General features: G+C 30.6%; 18 protein-coding genes and 1 pseudogene. 4 read left to right on the top strand and 15 right to left on the bottom strand.

Going from position 1 to position 21,298, the window contains the following annotated elements:
• Positions 1 to 3 precede the first annotated feature (3 nt).
• Positions 4 to 2,058: a recombinase gene (locus tag UXY25_RS00095; protein ID WP_320813957.1), complete on the bottom strand. Its 2,055-nt coding sequence runs from the start codon at positions 2,056 to 2,058 to the stop codon at positions 4 to 6.
• Positions 2,059 to 2,131: 73 nt separating this feature from the next.
• On the opposite strand from UXY25_RS00095, the gene UXY25_RS00090 reads away from it, so the two are divergent.
• A complete protein-coding gene (locus UXY25_RS00090) occupies positions 2,132 to 2,599 on the top strand; it encodes a CYTH domain-containing protein (RefSeq protein WP_320813956.1) in 468 nt (155 codons plus the stop codon).
• A gap of 5 nt (positions 2,600 to 2,604) precedes the next feature.
• Here the strand turns inward: UXY25_RS00090 and UXY25_RS00085 are convergent, their stop codons facing one another.
• The 10 genes from UXY25_RS00085 to uvrC all read right to left on the bottom strand — a co-directional run bounded on the left by UXY25_RS00085 (position 2,605) and on the right by uvrC (position 14,954).
• Positions 2,605 to 3,039 (bottom strand): septal ring lytic transglycosylase RlpA family protein, encoded by a 435-nt coding sequence (locus tag UXY25_RS00085; protein WP_320813955.1) that lies wholly within the window; start codon positions 3,037 to 3,039, stop codon positions 2,605 to 2,607.
• 36 nt (positions 3,040 to 3,075) lie between these two features.
• Positions 3,076 to 3,498 (bottom strand): hypothetical protein, encoded by a 423-nt coding sequence (locus UXY25_RS00080; RefSeq protein WP_320813954.1) that lies wholly within the window; start codon positions 3,496 to 3,498, stop codon positions 3,076 to 3,078.
• Between the two features lie 36 nt (positions 3,499 to 3,534).
• Positions 3,535 to 5,172 carry a glucose-6-phosphate isomerase gene (gene pgi / locus UXY25_RS00075; RefSeq protein ID WP_320813953.1) on the bottom strand — a complete coding sequence of 546 codons (1,638 nt, stop codon included), beginning with the start codon at positions 5,170 to 5,172 and terminating at the stop codon, positions 3,535 to 3,537.
• Positions 5,172 to 6,398, bottom strand: coding sequence for a M23 family metallopeptidase (locus tag UXY25_RS00070; protein WP_320813952.1), 1,227 nt, complete (start codon positions 6,396 to 6,398; stop codon positions 5,172 to 5,174). Before UXY25_RS00070 ends, pgi begins: the two co-directional genes overlap by 1 nt.
• Positions 6,399 to 6,416: 18 nt before the next feature.
• A complete protein-coding gene (locus UXY25_RS00065) occupies positions 6,417 to 7,346 on the bottom strand; it encodes a tryptophan 2,3-dioxygenase family protein (RefSeq protein WP_320813951.1) in 930 nt (309 codons plus the stop codon).
• Positions 7,346 to 8,116, bottom strand: a complete 771-nt coding sequence (locus UXY25_RS00060; protein WP_320813950.1) for a DUF3108 domain-containing protein — start codon at positions 8,114 to 8,116, stop codon at positions 7,346 to 7,348. The genes UXY25_RS00065 and UXY25_RS00060 overlap by 1 nt, the downstream gene beginning before the upstream one ends.
• A gap of 291 nt (positions 8,117 to 8,407) precedes the next feature.
• Positions 8,408 to 9,568 carry a 4-hydroxyphenylpyruvate dioxygenase gene (gene hppD, locus UXY25_RS00055; protein WP_320813949.1) on the bottom strand — a complete coding sequence of 387 codons (1,161 nt, stop codon included), beginning with the start codon at positions 9,566 to 9,568 and terminating at the stop codon, positions 8,408 to 8,410.
• 54 nt (positions 9,569 to 9,622) lie between these two features.
• Positions 9,623 to 10,780 carry a homogentisate 1,2-dioxygenase gene (locus tag UXY25_RS00050; RefSeq protein ID WP_320813948.1) on the bottom strand — a complete coding sequence of 386 codons (1,158 nt, stop codon included), beginning with the start codon at positions 10,778 to 10,780 and terminating at the stop codon, positions 9,623 to 9,625.
• Positions 10,781 to 10,939: 159 nt separating this feature from the next.
• Positions 10,940 to 13,150: a patatin-like phospholipase family protein gene (locus tag UXY25_RS00045; protein WP_320813947.1), complete on the bottom strand. Its 2,211-nt coding sequence runs from the start codon at positions 13,148 to 13,150 to the stop codon at positions 10,940 to 10,942.
• A gap of 7 nt (positions 13,151 to 13,157) precedes the next feature.
• Positions 13,158 to 14,954: an excinuclease ABC subunit UvrC gene (gene uvrC, locus UXY25_RS00040; RefSeq protein WP_320813946.1), complete on the bottom strand. Its 1,797-nt coding sequence runs from the start codon at positions 14,952 to 14,954 to the stop codon at positions 13,158 to 13,160.
• Positions 14,955 to 15,028: 74 nt separating this feature from the next.
• Between uvrC and UXY25_RS00035 the strand changes: the two genes are divergently transcribed.
• The 3 genes from UXY25_RS00035 (at position 15,029) to UXY25_RS00025 (ending at position 17,845) form a co-directional block, all read left to right on the top strand.
• The gene (locus tag UXY25_RS00035) at positions 15,029 to 15,994 is read left to right on the top strand and encodes a succinylglutamate desuccinylase/aspartoacylase family protein (protein WP_320813945.1); all 966 of its coding nucleotides are present in this window, start codon (positions 15,029 to 15,031) and stop codon (positions 15,992 to 15,994) included.
• A 62-nt stretch (positions 15,995 to 16,056) separates the two neighbouring features.
• Complete coding sequence (locus tag UXY25_RS00030) at positions 16,057 to 17,289, top strand: pyridoxal-dependent decarboxylase (RefSeq protein WP_320813944.1); 1,233 nt, start codon at positions 16,057 to 16,059, stop codon at positions 17,287 to 17,289.
• Complete coding sequence (locus tag UXY25_RS00025) at positions 17,282 to 17,845, top strand: 5-formyltetrahydrofolate cyclo-ligase (RefSeq protein ID WP_320813943.1); 564 nt, start codon at positions 17,282 to 17,284, stop codon at positions 17,843 to 17,845. Before UXY25_RS00030 ends, UXY25_RS00025 begins: the two co-directional genes overlap by 8 nt.
• On the opposite strand, the gene UXY25_RS00020 is transcribed toward UXY25_RS00025, so the two are convergent.
• The 4 genes and pseudogenes from UXY25_RS00020 to UXY25_RS00005 all read right to left on the bottom strand — a co-directional run.
• Positions 17,832 to 18,257 (bottom strand): hypothetical protein, encoded by a 426-nt coding sequence (locus tag UXY25_RS00020; RefSeq protein ID WP_320813942.1) that lies wholly within the window; start codon positions 18,255 to 18,257, stop codon positions 17,832 to 17,834. The genes UXY25_RS00025 and UXY25_RS00020 overlap by 14 nt on opposite strands.
• Positions 18,258 to 18,266: 9 nt before the next feature.
• On the bottom strand, positions 18,267 to 18,896 hold the full coding sequence (locus UXY25_RS00015; protein WP_320813941.1) for a lipoprotein signal peptidase: 630 nt from the start codon (positions 18,894 to 18,896) through the stop codon (positions 18,267 to 18,269).
• 82 nt (positions 18,897 to 18,978) lie between these two features.
• Positions 18,979 to 19,359 carry a TraR/DksA family transcriptional regulator gene (locus tag UXY25_RS00010; RefSeq protein WP_320813940.1) on the bottom strand — a complete coding sequence of 127 codons (381 nt, stop codon included), beginning with the start codon at positions 19,357 to 19,359 and terminating at the stop codon, positions 18,979 to 18,981.
• A gap of 53 nt (positions 19,360 to 19,412) precedes the next feature.
• Positions 19,413 to 21,298: pseudogene (locus tag UXY25_RS00005) on the bottom strand (DUF5915 domain-containing protein); the annotation flags it as partial.

The raw sequence follows: 21,298 nt of genomic DNA, 5'->3' as shown, positions 1-21,298 counted from the left end.
AATTTACGAAGAAACATTTTTTATATCTTTCATAATAGAATCTTTTATAGGAAGAAAAAAATGGAACGGCTTTCTTAAAAAATAATGCCAAATCGATTTATTTAACAAATGCAACTCAGTTAAAGGAATGTTACGAGATCGAAAAGCCAAAAGTAATGACAACGTAAAACTTACAATAAAATTTACAAAACCAATTAAACCAACTCCTAAAACAGACCAAAAAATAGTAGTTGAATTAACATTAAAACCATTTCCATATAAACCAAGAGCAAAATTTCCACTTGCAAAAGTAATATGTCTAATATCTATATTTAAACCTAAAAAAACACCTACTGAAGCTGTGCTACCTAAAAAAATACCAAACCAAGTATTTGAAACTACACCTGCCCAGTTTAAATCAACCCAATTGGCTAATTTAATAGTGCGCTTAACGCCTAAAATTTGCTTTAAAAAAGGATTTTCCTTTATCCTATAAGGAACTTGATTGTGCTTATTTCTATTAGATACACTTCCAGATATAATTCCCGATATAAACAAGAAAACACCCGCAATAGCTGCGTGAAAAAGAGCCAAAGAGTAAATAGGGTTTAGTGCATCTATCAACTTATCGGCTTTAGAAGCTGCAAAATTAAAACCTGTAAAATATTGAAAAACCCAAACTATCAATAATGAAACCGGAAAAGCAATTAAAACATTTCCTATAAATGCAATAAATTGAGTTCTAAAAATCTTTGAATATAAATTAGCAAATGCTTTATGCTTGTCGGGGTCAGTATTTCTGTTTTTCATTCCATCGTCTAAGACTTGAGCGATTCTAGCAGCCGTCATTGCAGGTTGTTTGGTAGCTAAGGTAAACCCAAGCAAAAATATTGCAACAAAACCAAATGCATAATTAAAACTGTATAAAAATGCATGTCCAAATGCAGAAGTATCAACGTTTGAAAACAATAATTTAAAAACACATAAAAAACCTACGATTAAACCTCCTCCTGCGGCAGCAAAAAACATTTTAAAATATTCGCCATAAGAATCTGTAACATATTTTTGACCCGTCCTAGCAGTATGTTGAGTTATTTCAAAAGCAATAAGCTGTGTGCTTTCATTAAAAAGTGATTTTAAATTATTTTTAGTACAATTATATTTTATTAGTTCAAGTACAATTTGAATACTGTTGTTTAACTTGTCTTCTTCTTTATTCACAACAATAAAAGGCATTAATTCTTTCAACCTTAATAGTTGTTGTCTAATTCTAAGCAAACTTTGATTTACAGAAAGAGAGATTCCATATTTAGAGCTGTTTAAAAAAGCTTTATCTATATAATCATCACATTGTTTGTGCAGCATTAAAAGCTGCTTGTAAATCAAATCTGTTGAGTTTAAAGAATGTTCATTGGTATTTCGAACAATTTGCTCAGCTTGACTTAATTCTTTCTCAAAAGCTATAAATGGGCTTTCTAAATTAGAAAACTCAGGAACCATTTTTATAACATCGTTCTCTAAAGCTCTTCCACTTATTCTCTGTGCTAATAATTGCATTGCAAGGAAAACTTCTGAGAGTGAAGTTTCATTAGCTGTGGTCTTATAAATATCATTCAACTCTAATAAATTAAAAACAGAAACAATTTCTTTATTTGAAATTTTATTAATCCAAATTGAATCAGATTCAAGATAAAAAACCTGATTTAAAACAAATTGAAGTGTATCTTTATCTGGTTGATAAGGTAAAAATTTTTCGAAAATTCTTTTTTTTACCTCAGTAAGAAAATGATTATTATTAATAATACACGCTTCTGATAATAAACGTGAAAATTTATTTTTCTTTACTATTTGATTAAAGTAGATTTTTAATAATGAACTATATTTAGGATTGTTTTCTATAAATAAAATTAATTCTCGGATTGAAACTACTTCAACATTAAGAGGTTTTTTAGGTCTGAAAACTTGAACAAGGTCAACTAAAAACAATAAATTATTTTCGGCATATAAATTATTTTCAAAATTGTTTTTAAACAATTCTTCTACTGATTTTGTAGGTTGAAATTGATGCCTTATATTCATAAATTCAAATGAATTAGTTATTTATAAAAATCATTTCTAATTTTGAACGAAATTATAAAATTTAAGCAAGCAAATGTTTGAAATAGAACGGAAATTTTTAGTAACCTCGAACGTTTATTTAAAAACGTTTACAAAGCAAAATAGAATTGTTCAGGGTTATTTGTCGTCTGACCCTAAAAGAACCGTTAGGATTCGTCTTAAAGGCGAAAATGGCTACTTAACAATTAAAGGAGAGAGTAACGAAAGTGGCTTAACTAGATTTGAATGGGAAAAGGAAATATCTTATGCAGATGCTGAAAACTTATTAAGACTTTGCGAAATAGGCGTTATTGATAAAATCAGATATGAAGTAATAGTTGGAGTACATGTTTATGAAGTAGATGTTTTTGCTAAAGACAACGAAGGTTTAATTATTGCCGAAATTGAATTGAAATCTGAAAATGAACATTTTGAAAAACCAGATTGGCTTGGTGAAGAAGTTACTGGTGATGAACGATACTATAATTCATATTTAAGCAAAAAACCTTTTAAAAACTGGTAATCGATTTATTCTACAATTTCTAAATTTACTGTCAAACCTCCTCTTTGCTTGTTCTTGGCAATTTCCATAAAGGCTTTTTTAGTAAGGTCAATTTCCCTTCCTTTTACAAAAGGACCTCTATCGTTTATCGTTACAATTACCGATTTATCATTTACAATATTTGTAACTTTAACTCTCGTTCCAAACTTTAAGGTTTTATGTGCTGCTGTATATTTAGAATTATTAAAAACCTGCCCGTTTGCGGTTTTTCTTCCATTTAACTTATCTGAATAATAAGAAGCGTGAACATTTTTTTTATACGGTTTTGTATGATAAATTTCTAAAGTATCTTGAGTATGAAGTATAACTTTTTTTCTTTTAAAAGAATTTTCTTTAAAAGAGAAACTTAATATAAAAAAGCCTAGTGCTACAATTAAAAAACATCTTAAATACTTTTTCATAAAAATTTTCTTTAAGATTTTCAAAAACAATGCCAATTAATTAAACCAATTGGCCCATGGTAGTTTTGATAAGATAAAAATTAAGCCTAAAGTATAGAATAAAGCAATTTTCTTGAACTTACCATTATTACTTTCTTCTTTTTTATGTTTAGACCAACCTATAGTGATTAATACAATTGCTATTATATTCATTAAAGGATGTTCTAATGAAGTTAACCTAAATGCCTTCTCCATATTACCTAAAGAAGCAGAACCCATTGGAGAAACAAAATATAAAACAAAACCTATCAACAATTGAAAGTGCGATAATATTAAAGCAAATAAAGAAATTCTTAAATCTTTTTCTTTAAAGACTCTTTTTGAAACAACTCCTGAAATTGCATTAATAGATGCTAAAAATAAAATTGACAAAACAATATAAGCAAATATTGAGTGAGCCGGTTGAATAACTTGATACATAAATAGATGTTTTAGTTTAACAAATATAACTAAATATTATTTCCTAAATTCATTTAGTAAAAAAGAAGTTGAAGCGTCATGATTTGTGTTTATTTCAGAATTTAATTCTTTAATAATAGATGAGGCTAATGTTTTTCCTAATTCAACACCCCATTGATCAAAGCTGTAAATATTCCAAATAATTCCTTGTACAAATATTTTATGCTCATACATGGCAATTAGCGCACCTAAATTTTCAGGTGTCAATTTATCAATTAGAATAGTATTCGAAGGCTTATTTCCTTTGAAAACTTTAAATGGCGCTAATTTTTGAATCTCCTCATTTGAACACCCTTCATTGATTAATTCTTGCTTTGCTTCCCCTAATGCTTTTCCTTTTAACAAGGCTTCAGATTGCGCAAAAAAATTAGCCATAAACTCATTATGTGATTTTACAGTCGCATTAAGCGGCTTTTTAAATCCTATAAAATCAACAGGAATAATTTTTGTTCCTTGATGAAACAATTGAAAAAATGCATGTTGTGCATTTGTTCCTGGCTCACCCCAAACAATTTGTGATGTTTGGTAATTTACTTCGTTACCATTTCTGTCGATGTTTTTTCCATTACTTTCCATTACACTTTGCTGTAAGTATGAAGGTAATTTTTGCAAATATTGCGAATAAGGTATGATTGCTTCAGTCTCTGCTTTTAGAAAATTATTGTTCCAAACACCAATTAAAGCGAGTAAAATTGGAATATTTTTATCAAATGATTCTTTTTTAAAATGCAAGTCCATTTCATTTGCGCCTTTCAGTAGTTTTTCAAAATTATCAAAACCAAGGCTTAAACTTATTGATAAACCAACGGCGCTCCATAATGAAAAACGACCTCCAACCCAGTCCCAAATAGGAAAAATAAAATCTTTATTTACACCGAATGACCATGCTTCATCTACATTTGCGGTAACAGCAACAAAATGATCATCAGCACTTATAATTTTATCAGAATCTAATAACCAATTCTTTATTAAATGAGCATTATTTATAGTCTCTCTTGTAGTAAACGTTTTAGAAACAACCACAATTAATGTTGTTTCAGGATTTAAAGTATGTAATAATTCTTGAACATAATCAGAATCGGCATTGGAAACAAAGTGGGTTTTTAAATGATTTTTATAATAGCCTAGTCCATTTACAACCATTGAAGGTCCAAGATCTGAGCCGCCAATTCCAATATTAATAATATCAGTAAATGTTTTACCTGAATTTCCTTTTAAATCACCTTTTATAATACTGTTTGAAAATTGTTCAATTTGCTTCTTAACTTTAAATACCTCAGGCACAACATTAACACCATTTACTAAAAATGATTCTGTTTCTTTTGCTCTAAGGGCCATATGAAGAACAGCTCTGTTTTCGGTTTCATTGATGTTTTCTCCTTTAAAATAAGAAGTAATAACTTTTTCTAAATTTAGCTCATTGACTAAATCCAATAAAAGTTCTCTTGTTTTATTGTCAATTCTATTTTTAGAATAATCCAACAGAAAATTATTCCATTTTACATGAAAATTATTTACTCTTGAATCATCGGCCGCAAAAAGATCATTCATCTCTGTATTTTTAACTTTACAAAAGTGATCTTCAAGTGCTTTCCAAGCTAATGTTTCAGTTGGATTTATATTAGGTAGAATCATTATTTTTTAACCTCTATATTGTCTAACTCTTCTTTTAAAGGTTTTATATATTGCAAATACTTTCCTTTAACATTGTCATTCATTGGTTCGGTATTTGGTAATTTTAAACGAAGTGGGTCAACTTGCACTCCATTTTTCCAAAAACGATAACACACATGTGGCCCTGTAGCTAGACCAGTACTTCCTACTTTTCCAATTATTTGACCTTGAGTTACATGTTGTCCATTTCTTACCAAAATTTTAGACATGTGTAAATATTGAGTTGAATATGTTCCATTATGCCTTACTTTAACGTAATTTCCGTTTCCGCCAGTATATCCTGTTCGTTCTACAACTCCCGAAGCAGTTGTTTTAATGGGTGTTCCATGGGCTGCAGCATAATCTGTTCCATTATGAGCCTTCCAACGACCTTGAACAGGATGAAATCTTCTGCCTGAGAACTTAGATGATATTCTAAAGAAGTCTAGGGGCGCTTTAAGAAACATGCTTTTTAATCCTCTACCGTTCTCATCATAATAACTGTATTCTTTTTGAGAATCTGATGTTTTGTATGGAAAGGCGTAATATTTTTTCCCTTTATGTTCAAAAAATGATGATTCAATTCTTTCGACTCCAACATAAATAGAATCCTCGATGAATTTCTCGTATATAGTTACTGCAAAATTATCGTTTTTTTGTATTTTAAAAAAGTCAATTGAGTACGCATATACACTAGCTAATTTTGGTGCTAAAGAAGCACTAACTCCAGCTTTGCTTAAAGTTTCAGACAATGAACCTTCAATTTTAGCTGCTATTGTTCTCCTTTTTATTGTTGTTGGTCGTTCTTTATTAACTACTCTTACTGAATCTCTAAAATCAATTAAAGTGTATTTAATTTTACTGTTTACGTAGACAAATGCCTTTATGTTTTTTGGGTTTTTTTTATCTAGAAAAATAAAATATGGTTTTCCTGCTTTAATACTTCTAGGATTGAAAGAATCTCTAACTTTTTCAGTTATTTGATGAACATTTAAACTGTCTGGAAAAATATATTTATCCATTATTGTCCCAAATACATCTCCAGATTTAATAGTGTCTTTCAACACTTTATAATCATTGAAAATAAGACCGAAATCTTTAATTATAACTTCTTTTTTTTGTTCCTTAATTGGTGTAGAATCTTCTCCCTTATCTTTTTTACAAGAGGTAAAAATGCTTAAGACAAGTAGTATTGATAAGTATTTCAATTGTATTGTATTTTGTAATTATAAATTTTCTCCCCAATTCTCAATTTCTTCTTTTGTCCATAACTCTGGAAAGAAAATTCTTTTTTGGTATTTAGGCAGCATGTATTTTTTCCAATCACTTCCACCAGTAGCTTCATGATTTCCTGGAACACTTTCTATGTATTTCTTAGCAGCATTGAAATGACCCATTACCCATGTAATGTTAACCGTTTCGTCGTAATGACGCATTGCTTTAATTAAGTCTAAATTTTGTTGATCTGCTTCTGGAAGTTCTTTAAATTTTCTCCAAACATTTATGGTGTTGTATTCTTCCATAAAGTCCAAAAACATTTTTTTATATTTCTTTTCGAAACCTGTTAAAAGAAATGATTTTTCACCAGTATGATAGTCTTTACCAGCTGCTTGCCAATACAAGTGTTCAAAAGCGTGATCATAAGGCGTATTTCTATCAATATTAGCTCTAAATCTTTTGTCTATAAGGTTTATTAAATCAGTAGAAGCAAATTCAATTAAACGATATTGAGCACTTTGGAAACCGCTTGCCGGCGTTAAAGTGTTTCTAAATTTTAAATATTGTTCAGGCTCCATACCATCCATCATAATTGTGAATGAAGTTGTTAGCATGTCAAAATACCTGCTGATTCTACCTAACTTTTCAGTAAAAAAAGTTGCTGATGGTTTTTCTTTATGAGACAACTGATCTATTTCCCATAAAATCATTTTAAACAACAATTCATTAACTTGATGATACATGATAAAAACCATTTCATCTGGTAATGTTGTTCTTTGAATTTGAAGGTTTAAAAGCGCATCTGTTTGAATATAATCCCAATAGTTAATTGGTTTAGACCAAAGTAAGCCTTCTAAATGGGTTTCTGTATTTTGATTAATATCAGAATATTTCTTTTCAATTTGCTCTAATTGATCTCTATATTTTTCTAATTCCATTATTTTTTTACTTTCAAAGTAGTTTTCAATCCTTTAAATGAATCAATATCTGCTTTTAATGACCCAACTGCTAAATTTGCCTTTAACCTTATTGGTATTTTATTTTCATCATCTGATATCCAGACAGTTAAACTTTCATCTTCTTTAAAAACTCTACCCGCTTGTACATAAGGTCTAAATATCATACAAGAAACTTTACCAAATTTAGTTTTTATATCTTCTCTTCCAAGAAATTTTAACTTAAACTTTGTTATTTCATCATCAAAAAACATATCAATATAAATTGATTCACCTGTATTTAACCTATCTATATTTGGATGATTTCTTAAATAATAAAAAGCAGATACAATGTCTTGTACATCTTCAGTAACAGGAAATGATTTTTCGGTTTTCTTCTTATAATCTTTTACTAATACTGTATTGCTGTCTTGGTTAAAAAAACCTTCTTGATGTTTGGTATAACCTCCTTCATCTATTTTTCTTAAGAATTGATAAGGCTTATTTGTTGTTTTATCAAAATAACTTTGGTAATCATCATCTACATTGAAGAAAAATTTTGCCATACCTACAGTATATCCTTTTCCAACAACATGATGCACTTTTTTATTATTTTTAACAGCTTCTTTTACTTCTAAAGTAGCGTAACCTGCGTTAACCAACCCATAATGGATTCTCAATTTAATAAACTCACCTGTAGTGTATGATTCTTCTTGTGTTACAAAAGAATTTGTAGTAATGAAAAGCAGTAATAAAAGTCCTATTTTTTTCATGATTTCTTCGTTTTGTAATAGTAAGATGCAATTTCTGTTCCAAAAATACTAAAACAAAAAAACCCAGTCAAAATAATGACTGAGTTTTTATGCTATTAACCAACCAAAAAACTATAAATTATGAAAATTTACTTGCAAAATATAAGGGTAACTACTCCCTCATTTTTGCGAGTGCAAATGTAGTATTGTTTTTATATTATTCTTAATAAAAAATCAACTTTAACACTTTTAACACAAAATATGCTTTTATAAATATTGGTTTATTGAATTATTCTCAATTATTTTTACTTTTTACAACGTTCCTCGCAAAGCTTGCTCTCTCTCGATTGATTCAAAAAGAGCTTTAAAGTTACCTGCACCAAAACCTCTTGCTCCCATTCGTTGAATTACTTCAAAAAATAAAGTCGGTCTGTCTTCAATTGGCTTAGTAAATATTTGCAATAAATAACCTTCTTCATCAGCATCAATCATGATACCTAATTTTTGAAGTTCATTAATATCTTCTTTAAATTTATGCATGTGGTCTTTTAAACGCTCTGGAATTGCATCATAATATGCTTGAGGTGGCGTACTTAAAAACTCAATTCCTCTTGAACGCATATCTGCAACCGTTGAAATAATATCATCTGTTGCTACTGCTATATGTTGTACCCCTGAACCTTCGTAGAAATCTAAATACTCCTCAATTTGAGAACGTTTTTTACCTTCAGCAGGTTCATTAATTGGAAATTTGATTCTTCCATTACCGTTACTCATTACTTTTGACATTAATGCCGAATATTCAGTAGTAATTTGTTTATCATCAAACGAAAGGAAATTTACAAATCCCATAACGTCTTCATACCATTTAACCCAAGTATTCATTTCATTCCAACCCACATTTCCTACCATATGGTCTACATATTTTAAACCTACTGGTGCAGGATTATAATCTGATTTCCATTCTTTATAACCTGGTAAAAATGTCCCGTTATAATTTTTACGCTCTACAAACATGTGAACTGTTTCTCCATAAGTGTAAATACCAGCTCTTACCACCTCACCATGTTCATCTGTTTCCACAGTTGGCTCCATAAATACTCTAGCTCCACGCTTTGTCGTTTCTTCAAATGCAGAACGTGCGTCTTCAACCCAAAGAGCTACAACCTTTACACCGTCTCCATGTTTTTTAACATGTTCTCCAATTGGAGAATCGCTATTTAATGCAGTTGTTAACACTAAACGGATTTTATCTTGTTTTAAAACATAAGATGCTCTGTCCCTAACTCCTGTTTCTAATCCAGAATACGCTAAAGATTGAAACCCAAATGCTGTTTTATAAAAATGTGCTGCTTGTTTTGCGTTTCCTACATAAAACTCCACATAGTCTGTTCCCATTAGCGGAAGAAAATCTTGCGCTCCTTCAAATATTTTTTCTAAACCGTAGTTTACTGATTTTAATTTTTCACTCATAATATTATATTTTTTAAAACTAAATAGCTCTTTAATGTTGTGTTAATTTATTTTTTAATCTAACCAAGATTGGTAATACTTGTCATCTGCTATTTTCATTGCTTCTTCTGTAACCATTAAAGGTTTAAAAGTATCTACCATAACGGCTAATTCTTGAGTTTCTGTTTTACCAATACTTCTTTCTGCAGCACCTGGATGTGGTCCATGCGCAATTCCGGCAGGGTGTAAAGATATGTGGCCCGCTTCAACATCATTTCTACTCATAAAATCACCATCTACATAATACAAAACCTCATCGGCATCAATATTACTGTGGTTATATGGCGCAGGTATTGATAATGGATGGTAATCATATAACCTTGGTACAAATGAGCAAATTACGAATGCGCTTGTCTCAAAAGTTTGATGAATGGGTGGCGGAAGATGAATCCTTCCTGTTATTGGTTCAAAATCATGAATTGATAATGCATATGGATAATTGAATCCATCATACCCAACTACATCAAATGGATGTGTTGCATAAATCATATCAAAAATTTCATCTTTCTTTTTTACTTTGATTAAGAATTCTCCTTTTTCGTTATTTGTTTCTAACTCATAAGGACGACGGATATCTCTTTCACAATAAGGAGAATGTTCTAACAATTGTCCGAACCAGTTTCTGTATTGTTTTGGCGTATAAATTGGCGAATGAGATTCAACTATAAACAAACGGTTATCTTCTGTATCGAAATCTATTTTATAAATAATTCCACGAGGAATAATTAAATAATCTCCATATTTAAAATCAAGATTTCCATAAATAGTTCTCAACTTGCCTGTTCCACGATGAATAAAAATCATTTCATCAGAATCAGTATTTTTATAAAAATATTCAGTTGTTGATTTTTTTGGAGCAGCTAAAGCAATGTGACAATCAGAGTTTGTTAAAACAATTTTTCTGCTCTCTAAATAATCATTTTCAGGAGCAACTTGAAAACCTCTTAATCTATACGATTGAATGTTATTTTCTTTAGCAATTTTTGGCGCAATATTATATTGTCTTATAATTTCTTTTACTTGAGTAGGACGATGCTCGTGATATGAATTTGTTGACATTCCGTCAAAACCGACTGTTCCAAATAATTGCTCGGAATACAAATCACCGTTTGGCTTACGGAATTGTGTATGTCTTTTTGGCGGAATCTCTCCTAATTTATGATAAAATGGCATAATTTTAATTTTTTAATTAAACAATGTGAAAGTGCAATAATTAATTGATACAATTATGCGTTCATTCAGGATTTCTCTTGATAAGGAATTTTAAATGCGCTAATAAACCTATCCAGTTTGGTTTCATATAGTACAAATATCGTAAAAAAAATTTAATTATTAAAAGTAAAACCCAACTGTGAACCAAGTATAATGATTATGTGTTTCTGGCGACCAAGAATGTTTAAGCTCAATTGGTCCAATTACCGTTTCATAGCTATATCCAAAACCATAACCAGAATATTCTGGTTTTGAAATCCATGTGTCGTCTTCGAAAATATTATTTCCAATGTTTGCATAGTTTGCAGTAAATTCAAGATGATGATGCTTCAAAAACTCATAATCCGCAACAACACTCCCCTTTATATAACTATCTCCTAACAAACTAATAAAGTCATACCCTAAAAATGGTCGCAAATTATTTAAATTTACAAAACCATAACCGCCTAAAGCAAAATCAAAAGAATTTACGCTTTTTTCTCCAATAGCAAAACCTGCTTCTGACTGTAATTTTATAGCTATTTTTTTAAAAAAAGTTTGAACTACAGCTACGTCTCCTTTTGCAATTGAAAAATTTTGATAGTTATCGTTATAGTCTGAAGAATATACAAACGATTTAATCTCACCATTAAAATAAGCTCCTTTTTTAGGAAAGTATTTTTGATTAAAAGTGTCAAATTTTAAATACCCAAAAACAGAAAGATAATCGCTTTTATCAAATACAGGATTAGTAGTTAATAATGTTTCCGACTTAATTTTTAAATGTTTTAACTCAACACCTCCACCAACCGAAAATTTTTGAGCAAAGATAGTTTGCAAATAAAGTTGATTCGATAAGTCTGAATAATCAACATTTAAAGAATTTACCCCTAATGTAGTAAGAGTAAGTCCATTATTGAAATCCGAAGGAATGTTTTTATTAAAAGTTGAAAGTTTAGAATTAATTCCAAAACTCCAATAAAAACCATTATCAATATAATAATTTAAGTTGTATCTGAAATTATCGCCCAATATTAAATCTAATGATAGCACGTCATTTTTTACAAATACTTTTTTTTGTGTAAAATTTAATAAAACTCCACTTTTAAACAAATCGTCATAATGCAATCCAAACTTTAAAAACTTATTTACTTTTTTTTCTTTTAGTTCTAAAAAAATCTTTTTGCCGTTTTCTGCATCTTTAAAAGAATAAAAGACCGAACTGAAATTTTGTGTTGCATTTAAATTGTTAATTCCTTTTTGAAATTCTTCAAAGGAAACGGTTGAATTTTGTTTAAACTTTAATTTACCTATTACATAAGCTCTAGTGTAATTTTCAAGATCATTAATCTCTATACTGCTTATTTGGATTGAATCAGAAACAACAATTCTATCCCTTAACTGTGTTCTTTTATTTTGCTCAAAGATTGTGTTATTTAAGAGAAATCTTGCTGCAGCTTCTCCTTTTGGAATTAACTCACTTACTTTATCAAATGATATTACATTATAACCTTTAATATCTGGCTTAATATAAATATCTGTTAACTTAATTTTTTCAATCATTTTTTCAGCCATCGAGTAGCTATTAATTTGACCCAATAAACTAGTTACATCATTTAATTGATCTCTTCCTTTTAATCCATCTTGTACATCAACCCCAATTATAAAATCAGCCCCTCGCTTTCTTAGTTCTTCAACCGGATAATTATTCACAACTCCGCCGTCAATAAGTAACTTACCATCTATTTCTATAGGACTATACAATGTAGGCAAAGCCCCGCTAGTAACTAACGCCTTAGCTAAATCACCTTTGTCTAAAATTACTTCTTCACCTGTTTCAGCATCGGTAGCAATACAAAAGAATGGGATCTGTAAATTTTTAAAATCATTTACATCAGAAACATGAAGTGTTAATCGTGAAATTAAATTGAAATTATAAAGTCCCTTAGACAAACCTGAGGGAAGTCCAATTTTAAATTTATCAAATGGAAGTGATACCGCATAAATTTCATCATTCCTTTTTTCGTAAAAAGTTTTAGAATTTCTAGGGGTAAAATCTTGAAGCAAAGCATCTACATCTACTCTATTGAATAAATACTCCAATTCCTTTCCACTATAGCCTGATGCATACAGCCCGCCTACAATAGCGCCCATGCTCGTACCTCCTATGTAGTCTATTTTAATACCTAATGAATCAATTACTTTTAAAACTCCTATATGAGCCAATCCTTTTGCGCCTCCTCCACTAAGGACAAGTCCAATTTTTTGCTTTTTAACAGTTTTAATAGAATCTTGTGCAAAGCTGATTTGGGTGAAAATTAGCAGGCTTATTAACAAGATTATTCTTTTCATAAATTTCTTACTTTTGTATCTTTTTGTAAAATTCGGTTATTTTTTTGGCTTTTGAAAGTCCAACGACCTCAGATATTTCTTTTTCTGAAGCTAATTGCAATCTTTTAACACTTTTGAACTTTTTTAATAACGTTATCATTGTTTTTTCTCCAATTCCAGGAATGGATTCTAATGAATTTGTCAAAGCTGCTTTACTTCTCTTATCTCGATGATGCGTTATTCCAAATCTATGCGCTTCATTTCGAAGAAATTGGATTATTTTTAATGTTTCTGATTTTTTATCTAAATAAAGAGGAATTGGATCTTCTGGATAGAACAATTCTTCTAATCGTTTTGCAATTCCTACAATTGCAATTTTTCCTCGTAAACCTAGGTCATCTAAACTTTTTAATGCTGACGATAATTGCCCTTTTCCACCATCAATAATAATCAATTGCGGCAATGGTTCTTTTTCATCCAACAAACGCTTATACCTTCTGTAAACTACCTCTTCCATTGAAGCAAAATCATCAGGGCCTTCAACGGTTTTAATATTAAAATGACGATAATCCTTTTTGCTTGGTTTTCCATCTTTAAAAACTACACAAGCTGCAACCGGATTTGTTCCTTGAATATTAGAATTATCAAAACATTCAATATGTCTTGGCTCAACTGAAAGCCGTAAATCCTTTTTCATTTGAGCCATAATTCTATTGGCATGTCTATCAGGGTCAACAATTTTAATTTGCTTTAATTGATCCATTCGATAATATTTTGCATTGCGAATAGATAAATCCAAAATTTGTCGTTTATCTCCTAATTGTGGAACTGTTATTTTTAAATTTTCACCTAATGAAAGTGGAAACGGCAGTATTATTTCTTTAGACAGTAACTTAAAACGTTCACGAAGTTCTACTACAGCTAATTCTAAAAGCTCTTCATCTGTTTCATCTAATTTCTTTTTAATTTCCATCGTATGTGAACGCACAATTGCTCCGTGCGAAATTTGAAGGAAATTAACATAAGCCATTGCTTCATCTGAAACAATTGAAAAAACATCGATATTGGATAATTTCGGATTTAAAACGGTTGATTTTGACTGATACTTTTCTAAAACTTCAATTTTTTCTTTTACTTTTTGAGCTGCTTCAAATTGCATTTCTTTGGCAAAGGTTTTCATTTGAGTTTTAAACTCTTTTAAACTGTCTTTAAAATTCCCTTTTAAAATTTGTCGAATCGCTTCAACTTGTTTTTGATAGTTTTCTAATGATTCTAAACCTTCACAAGGACCTTTACAATTGCCAATATGGTATTCTAAACAAACTTTATATTTTCCCGATTTAATATTACCTAATGACAAATCATAATTACAAGTTCTTAACGGATATAATTCCTTAATCATTTCTAAAATTGTATTGACAATTTTAAAATTGGTATATGGTCCGTAATATTCTGAGCCGTCTTTTGTGACTCTTCGAGTTGGAAAAATTCGCGAAAATGGTTCGTTTTTAATACAAATCCACGGATATGTTTTTCCGTCTTTAAGTAGAATATTATATCGTGGCTGGAGCGTTTTAATCAGATTGTTTTCCAGCAACAAAGCATCTGACTCTGTTTCAACAACAATATGTTTAATAGAGACAATTTTTTTAACCAAAACACTAGTTTTATAGTTCTCATGTTTTTTGGTAAAATAACTTAAAACTCTCTTTTTTAAATTTTTAGCCTTCCCAACATATAGAATCTTCTCTTCTTTATCAAAATATTGATAAACCCCAGGACTATCAGGTAATGTTTGTATTTGTAATTCTAAAGGCGTTTGCATGAAACAAATTTACAAAATAGGAATAAGCTATTCCATATTTAATTATTACTTTTATTCTTCTTTTAAGAAAACACATGAAAAACAAATCCCTTCAACTTCTAGGAGAATCCATTTTACCTGGAGAAAGTAAAACTATTGATGTAGAAATTGCAAAATTACATACTACTACAAAATTAAAAATTCCAATAATAATTGAGCGTTCTAAAATAGACGGGCCAGTAGTTTTGTTTAGTGCAGGTTTACATGGAGACGAAATGAATGGCACTGAAATTGTACGTCAATTAATTAGAAGAAAAATTAACAAGCCAAAGTGTGGAACCATTATTTGTATTCCTATAATTAATATTTTTGGATTTGTAAATCAAAGTCGTCAATTCCCTGATGGGCGAGACTTGAATCGTGTTTTTCCGGGAAGTAAAACAGGCTCATTAGCCAGTAGATTTGCGCACTTTTTAGTAAAAGAAATTATCCCCATGGTGGATTATGCAGTAGATTTTCATGCTGGTGGAGCAAGTAGATTTAATGCCGCTCAAATACGTATTATTCCAAATAACACAGAGTTAAAAGAACTTGCTAAGGTATTTAACGCACCCTTTACGCTATATTCTAAAAACATTCAAGGTTCATTTAGAAACGCTAGTACTCGTTTAGGCGTGAAAATGCTTCTTTTTGAAGGCGGAAAATCATTAGACTTAAATACTGAAATCACACAAGAAGGAGTTGAGGGTGCTAAGCGTTTTTTATCGCATTTAGACATGTTAAACCCAAAAAAAGAAGCTAATTTTACTTATGATGAAACATTATTTATAGAAAAATCAAATTGGATTAGAGCTAATTCTTCAGGAATGTTCATTGGTTTAATAAAAGTAGGAAGCTTTGTAAACAAAGGTGACGTGTTAGCAACAATTTCAGATCCTTTTGGAAAAACTGAACACAATGTTAAAGCACCTAATGACGGCTATTTAATAAATGTAAATGATGCGCCAATTGTGTACCAAGGCGATGCAATTTTTCATATTTCAACACAATTAGAATTATAAACTAACAATTATCATGTTTTAATATCCTCCCAACCTTTAATTTTGTATAAAATTATTGGATTATGAGGTTCTGGAAAAAGTTAAAACAAGAACAATTAAAAGAAAGAATACAAAAAGCATTATATGAAAATGTGAATTTTTCAAAAGATGTGTCTTTAGGATATCCTGCTTCAAAATTAGACGGAAAGGTGTTTTATGATGATGCTCCTTTTTTAAAAGACGCTCCTACTTTACAAACCTATGTTGCTAACCCAAACAATATTGGCTGTCACACTTTTGGAACATCTGAAAATGCGTTTAGTGGAACTCAAGAAATAGAGCGCGAAGTTTTAAATGTTTTAGCAACAGACGTTTTTAAGTTAGATGAATTTGATGGTTATATTGCTCCTGGTGGAACCGAAGCAAACATTCAAGCAATTTGGGTCTTTAGAAATTATTTTATGCACAATTTCGATGCTAAATTATCGGAAATTGTAATCTTAACTTCAGAAGACACGCATTATTCAATTCCTAAAGCTTCCAATTTATTACAAATAGAATGGTTAAAAATTCCGGTACATTTTAACGAAAGAAATATTGATAAAACAGCATTAGAGCAAATTATTGTAGAAGCTAAAGCAAAAGGTAAAAAATATTTTATTCCCGTTTCAAATATGGGAACTACAATGTTTGGTTCGGTAGACAATCCAAACGATTATACTTCTCTTTTAGAAAAACATAATGTAGCATACAAATTACATATTGATGGTGCTTACGGCGGATTTGTTTATCCGTTTAGCAATAAAGATTCGGTAATTAACTTTAGTAACCCAAAAATAAGTTCTATTACAATTGACGCGCATAAAATGCTACAAGCTCCCTATGGAACAGGTATTTTTATTTGTCGAAAAGGCTTAATTGAAAATGTACTTACCAAAGAAGCAGAATATGTAGAAGGAATGGATTTAACGCTTTGCGGAAGTCGTTCTGGAGCAAATGCAGTAGCGGTTTGGATGATATTATTTACTTATGGGCCAAACGGATGGTTTGAAAAAGTAAGTGTTTTACAAATGCGTACACAATTTCTTTGTAATGAATTAGATAAACTGAATATTTCTTATTTCAGAGAACCGTATATGAACATAGTGACTATTCATGCTGAAAACATTCCTCAAGATGTTGCCGAAAAATATGATTTAGTACCTCAACAGCACAACGAAAGTAATAAATGGTATAAAATTGTAGTAATGGACCACGTAGAAATAGAACATTTAACTATTTTTATAGACGAATTGAAAGCGTCTATACATGTTTAAGAAAGAAGCAAGAAAAAAATACAAGGATTTACGAAACCAATTAACTGATAACCAAATTGATGAAAAAAGTTTGGCTATAGCAAATCAATTGGTTCAACTGGATATTTGGGATAAAACCTATTACCATTTATTTTTACCTATTGAAGAACAAAAAGAAGTAGATACCGAATATATTTTAAATATTTTACACGCAAAAGATAAAGAAATTGTGATTTCCAAAAGTGATTTTGCCACTACTTCTATGACGCATTTTTTACTGACGGATAATACCAAGGTTAAAAAAAACGAATACAACATTCCAGAACCTATTAACGGTTTAAATGTTCCTACAAATATGATTGATGTAGTTTTTGTTCCGCTTTTAGCGTATGACAAACTTGGAAACAGAGTTGGTTACGGAAAAGGGTTTTATGATACATTTTTAAGCGAATGCAAGCCTGATGTTATTAAAATTGGTCTTTCGTTCTTTGAACCCGAAGATTTAATTGACGATGTGTTTGACAACGATATTAAGTTAGATTATTGTGTAACGAGTGAGAAGGTTATTTGTTTTTAAATTCGAAAACATTTTTATTAAAATGAAGAATCAATTTTAAGTCTTTTGATTTATTAAGATCTTCAATTAACAAAGTATCAGATAAATGCCTCCTTTTATTTTTACCTGTTAGAAAATAAGGCGTAACAAAATGAAATCTTACTTTATTTTTTTTTAATTTTTCTAAACCGAAAAACAAATTTGTATAGTTTATACTTTCTGAATTGTCTAACTCTAATATTTGTCTTGAAAGACTATCTTCATTCATTTTAGAATAAACCTCGCTTGAAACATTCAGATCAAAAATTATACGATCCGGGCTTGGCCCTTCATAAATTCTAACAACTTCAATGTTTTCAATATAATTTTCATTCTCTTTCTTACAACTATAAAAAAGCAAACAAATTGAAAATACTAAAAATTGATTCTTCATTTAGAAAAATTATTCCTCAATTAAAACTTCTTCTTTTTCACTATTCGCGAAAGCTTTTTTATTGAACACAATTAGAATTCCAACACCTGTAGAAATAGCAATATCTGCAACGTTAAAAATAGCGTTAAAGAATGTAAAATGATTTCCGCCCCAAACAGGAATCCAAGAAGGCAAGACGCCATCCCAAATAGGAAAATAGAACATATCTACTACTTCTCCGTAAAACCAACTTCCGTAAGGTTTACTTGAAAAAGCTGTTGCCACTTGATGATAACTGTCGTTAAAAATTACGCCGTAAAATACAGAGTCAATAATATTCCCTACTGCTCCTGCAAGAATTAATGAAATAGCAACAATTAAAAAGTTAGATTGCTTTCTTACTACAGTATCCCACAGCCACCAACCAATACCAAATACAGCTCCAATTCTAAACAGCGTTAAAATTAATTTACCATATTCTCCAGGAATAACGGCTCCCCAGGCCATACCTTCATTTTCAATAAAGTGAATGCGAAACCAGTCTAGTCCTAAAACATTGATTGATTCTCCAATGAAAAAATGGGTTTTAATATAAACCTTTGATATTTGATCTATTAACAATACAAGAACAACTAATAAATAAGCTCTTTTTAAAGACATTGTGGATATTTTTGACAAAAGTAAGTATTTTGTTAAATAAAAAACGCTCCTGTTGGAGCGTTAGTCAATTTTTATGTAAAGATTAACGTTGTAAGTTCTTTGCTTCTATGCTCATGGTTGCATGAGGCACTACTTTTAAGCGTTCCTTACTTATTAATTTACCTGTAACTTTACAGATACCGAATGTTTTATTTTCAATACGAACAACAGCATTTCTTAAATCTCTAAGAAATTTTTCTTGACGAATTGCCAATTGTGAATTTGCCTCTTTAGACATTGTTTCACTTCCTTCTTCAAACGCTTTAAATGTTGGCGATGTATCATCTGTTCCATTATTTGAATCATTCATGTAAGCACTTTTAATTAGCGCTAAGTCTGAATTTGCGTTTTCAATTTTTTCAAGAAGCAAAGCTTTGAACTCCGCTAATTCCGCATCAGAATATCTTAATTTTTCTTCTACCATAACTCATTTTTTTTATAGTTGTACAATGTGTCAGATGTAACCTTACAGTTTCATTATTTTGAAATCAATATTAATGTTTTCAAGTCATCAAACTCAATTTCCGTACCATTTTCTAAATTTTCTTTAAAAAGCAGTTCGTTAGTTAAAGTTTCCGATTTAATATAACTCAAATTTGCCGCTACAGCTAGTTCAATTACTTCGTTATTTTGAATATGAACTTTTATTTTATCCGTTACCTCAAAACCTGAATCTTTACGAATGTTTTGAATTCTATTTACCAGCTCTCTTGCAATACCCTCATTGCGCAACTCTTCACTAATTGTAATGTCAAGAGCAACTGTAATTCCATTTGCGTTAGCTACTAACCAACCTGGAATATCCTGTGACAGAATCTCCACATCTTCCGATGTTAAATTAACATTTTTTCCTGATATATCAATGATTAAGCTGCCATCTTTCTCAATTTGATTAATCTGTGCTTGGCTAAAATTTTGTATCTCTTTAGAAATCAAGCCCATATCTTTACCAAAACGAGGTCCGAGCGCTTTAAAATTTGGCTTTATTTGCTTCACTAAAACGCCAGAAGCATCATCCATTAAAACAACTTCTTTCACGTTAACTTCCGCTTTTATAAGGTCAGAAACTGCTTCAATTTCAGCACGTTGATTTTCGTCAAGCACCGGAATCATTACCTTTTGTAAAGGTTGACGCACTTTTATCATCTCCTTTTTACGCAATGATAAAACCAATGAAGAAACCGTTTGCGCTTTCATCATCCTGCTTTCTAGTGATTTATCAACAAAGTTTTCAACCGAAACCGGGAAGTTTGACAAGTGAACACTTTCAAAGTTTTCAGAACCAGTTGCTTGTGTTAAATCGCGATATAACCTGTCCATAAAGAAAGGGGCAACAGGAGCTGAAAGCTTAGTTATAGTAAGTAAACACGTATAAAGTGTTTGGTAAGCAGCAATCTTATCTTGTGCATATTCACCTTTCCAGAAACGTCTTCTACATAAACGAACATACCAGTTACTTAAGTTCTCTTGTACGAAATCTGAAATAGCTCTTGTTGCTTTTGTAGGTTCATATTCTGCGTAAAAAGTGTCTACGTCTTTAATTAAAGTATGTAATTCTGATAATATCCAACGGTCAATTTCTGGTCTTTCGTCTAACGGAATCTCTTCTTCAGCATAAGTGAAATTATCAATATTTGCATATAGAGAGAAGAATGAATAGGTGTTATAAAGTGTACCAAAAAACTTTCTGCGTACTTCTGCAATTCCTTCAATATCAAACTTTAAGTTATCCCAAGGATTTGCATTTGAAATCATGTACCAACGTGTTGCATCGGCACCATATTCTGAAAGTGTTTCAAATGGATCTGCAGCATTACCTAAACGTTTCGACATTTTCTGTCCGTTTTTGTCTAATACTAATCCGTTTGAAACTACATTTTTATAGGCAACTTTATCAAAAACTAACGTTCCAATAGCGTGTAACGTATAAAACCAACCACGTGTTTGATCTACTCCTTCTGCAATAAAATCAGCCGGGAAGTCTTTATTGTCATCTATTTTTTCTTTGTTTTCAAAAGGATAATGCCATTGTGCATAAGGCATAGAACCAGAATCGAACCAAACATCAATTAAATCGCTTTCACGTTTCATTGGCTGTCCCGAAGCAGAAACTAATACTATTTCATATACAATATTCTTATGTAAATCTATTTTTGCATAATTTTATTCAGACATATTCCCACCGTCAAAGTCTTCAAAAATGTCTTTGGCTAAAACACCTGCTTCAACAGCTTTTGCCATTTCATCTTTTAATTCTTTAACAGCACCAATACAAATTTCTTCTTTACCATCTTCTGTTCTCCATATTGGTAAGGGAATCCCCCAATAACGAGAGCGTGATAAATTCCAATCATTTGCATTTG

The sequence above is a fragment of the Flavobacterium sp. genome, from assembly GCF_034111225.1.
Classification (GTDB): domain Bacteria; phylum Bacteroidota; class Bacteroidia; order Flavobacteriales; family Flavobacteriaceae; genus Flavobacterium.
This window is presented reverse-complemented; position numbering and strand designations above follow the sequence as displayed.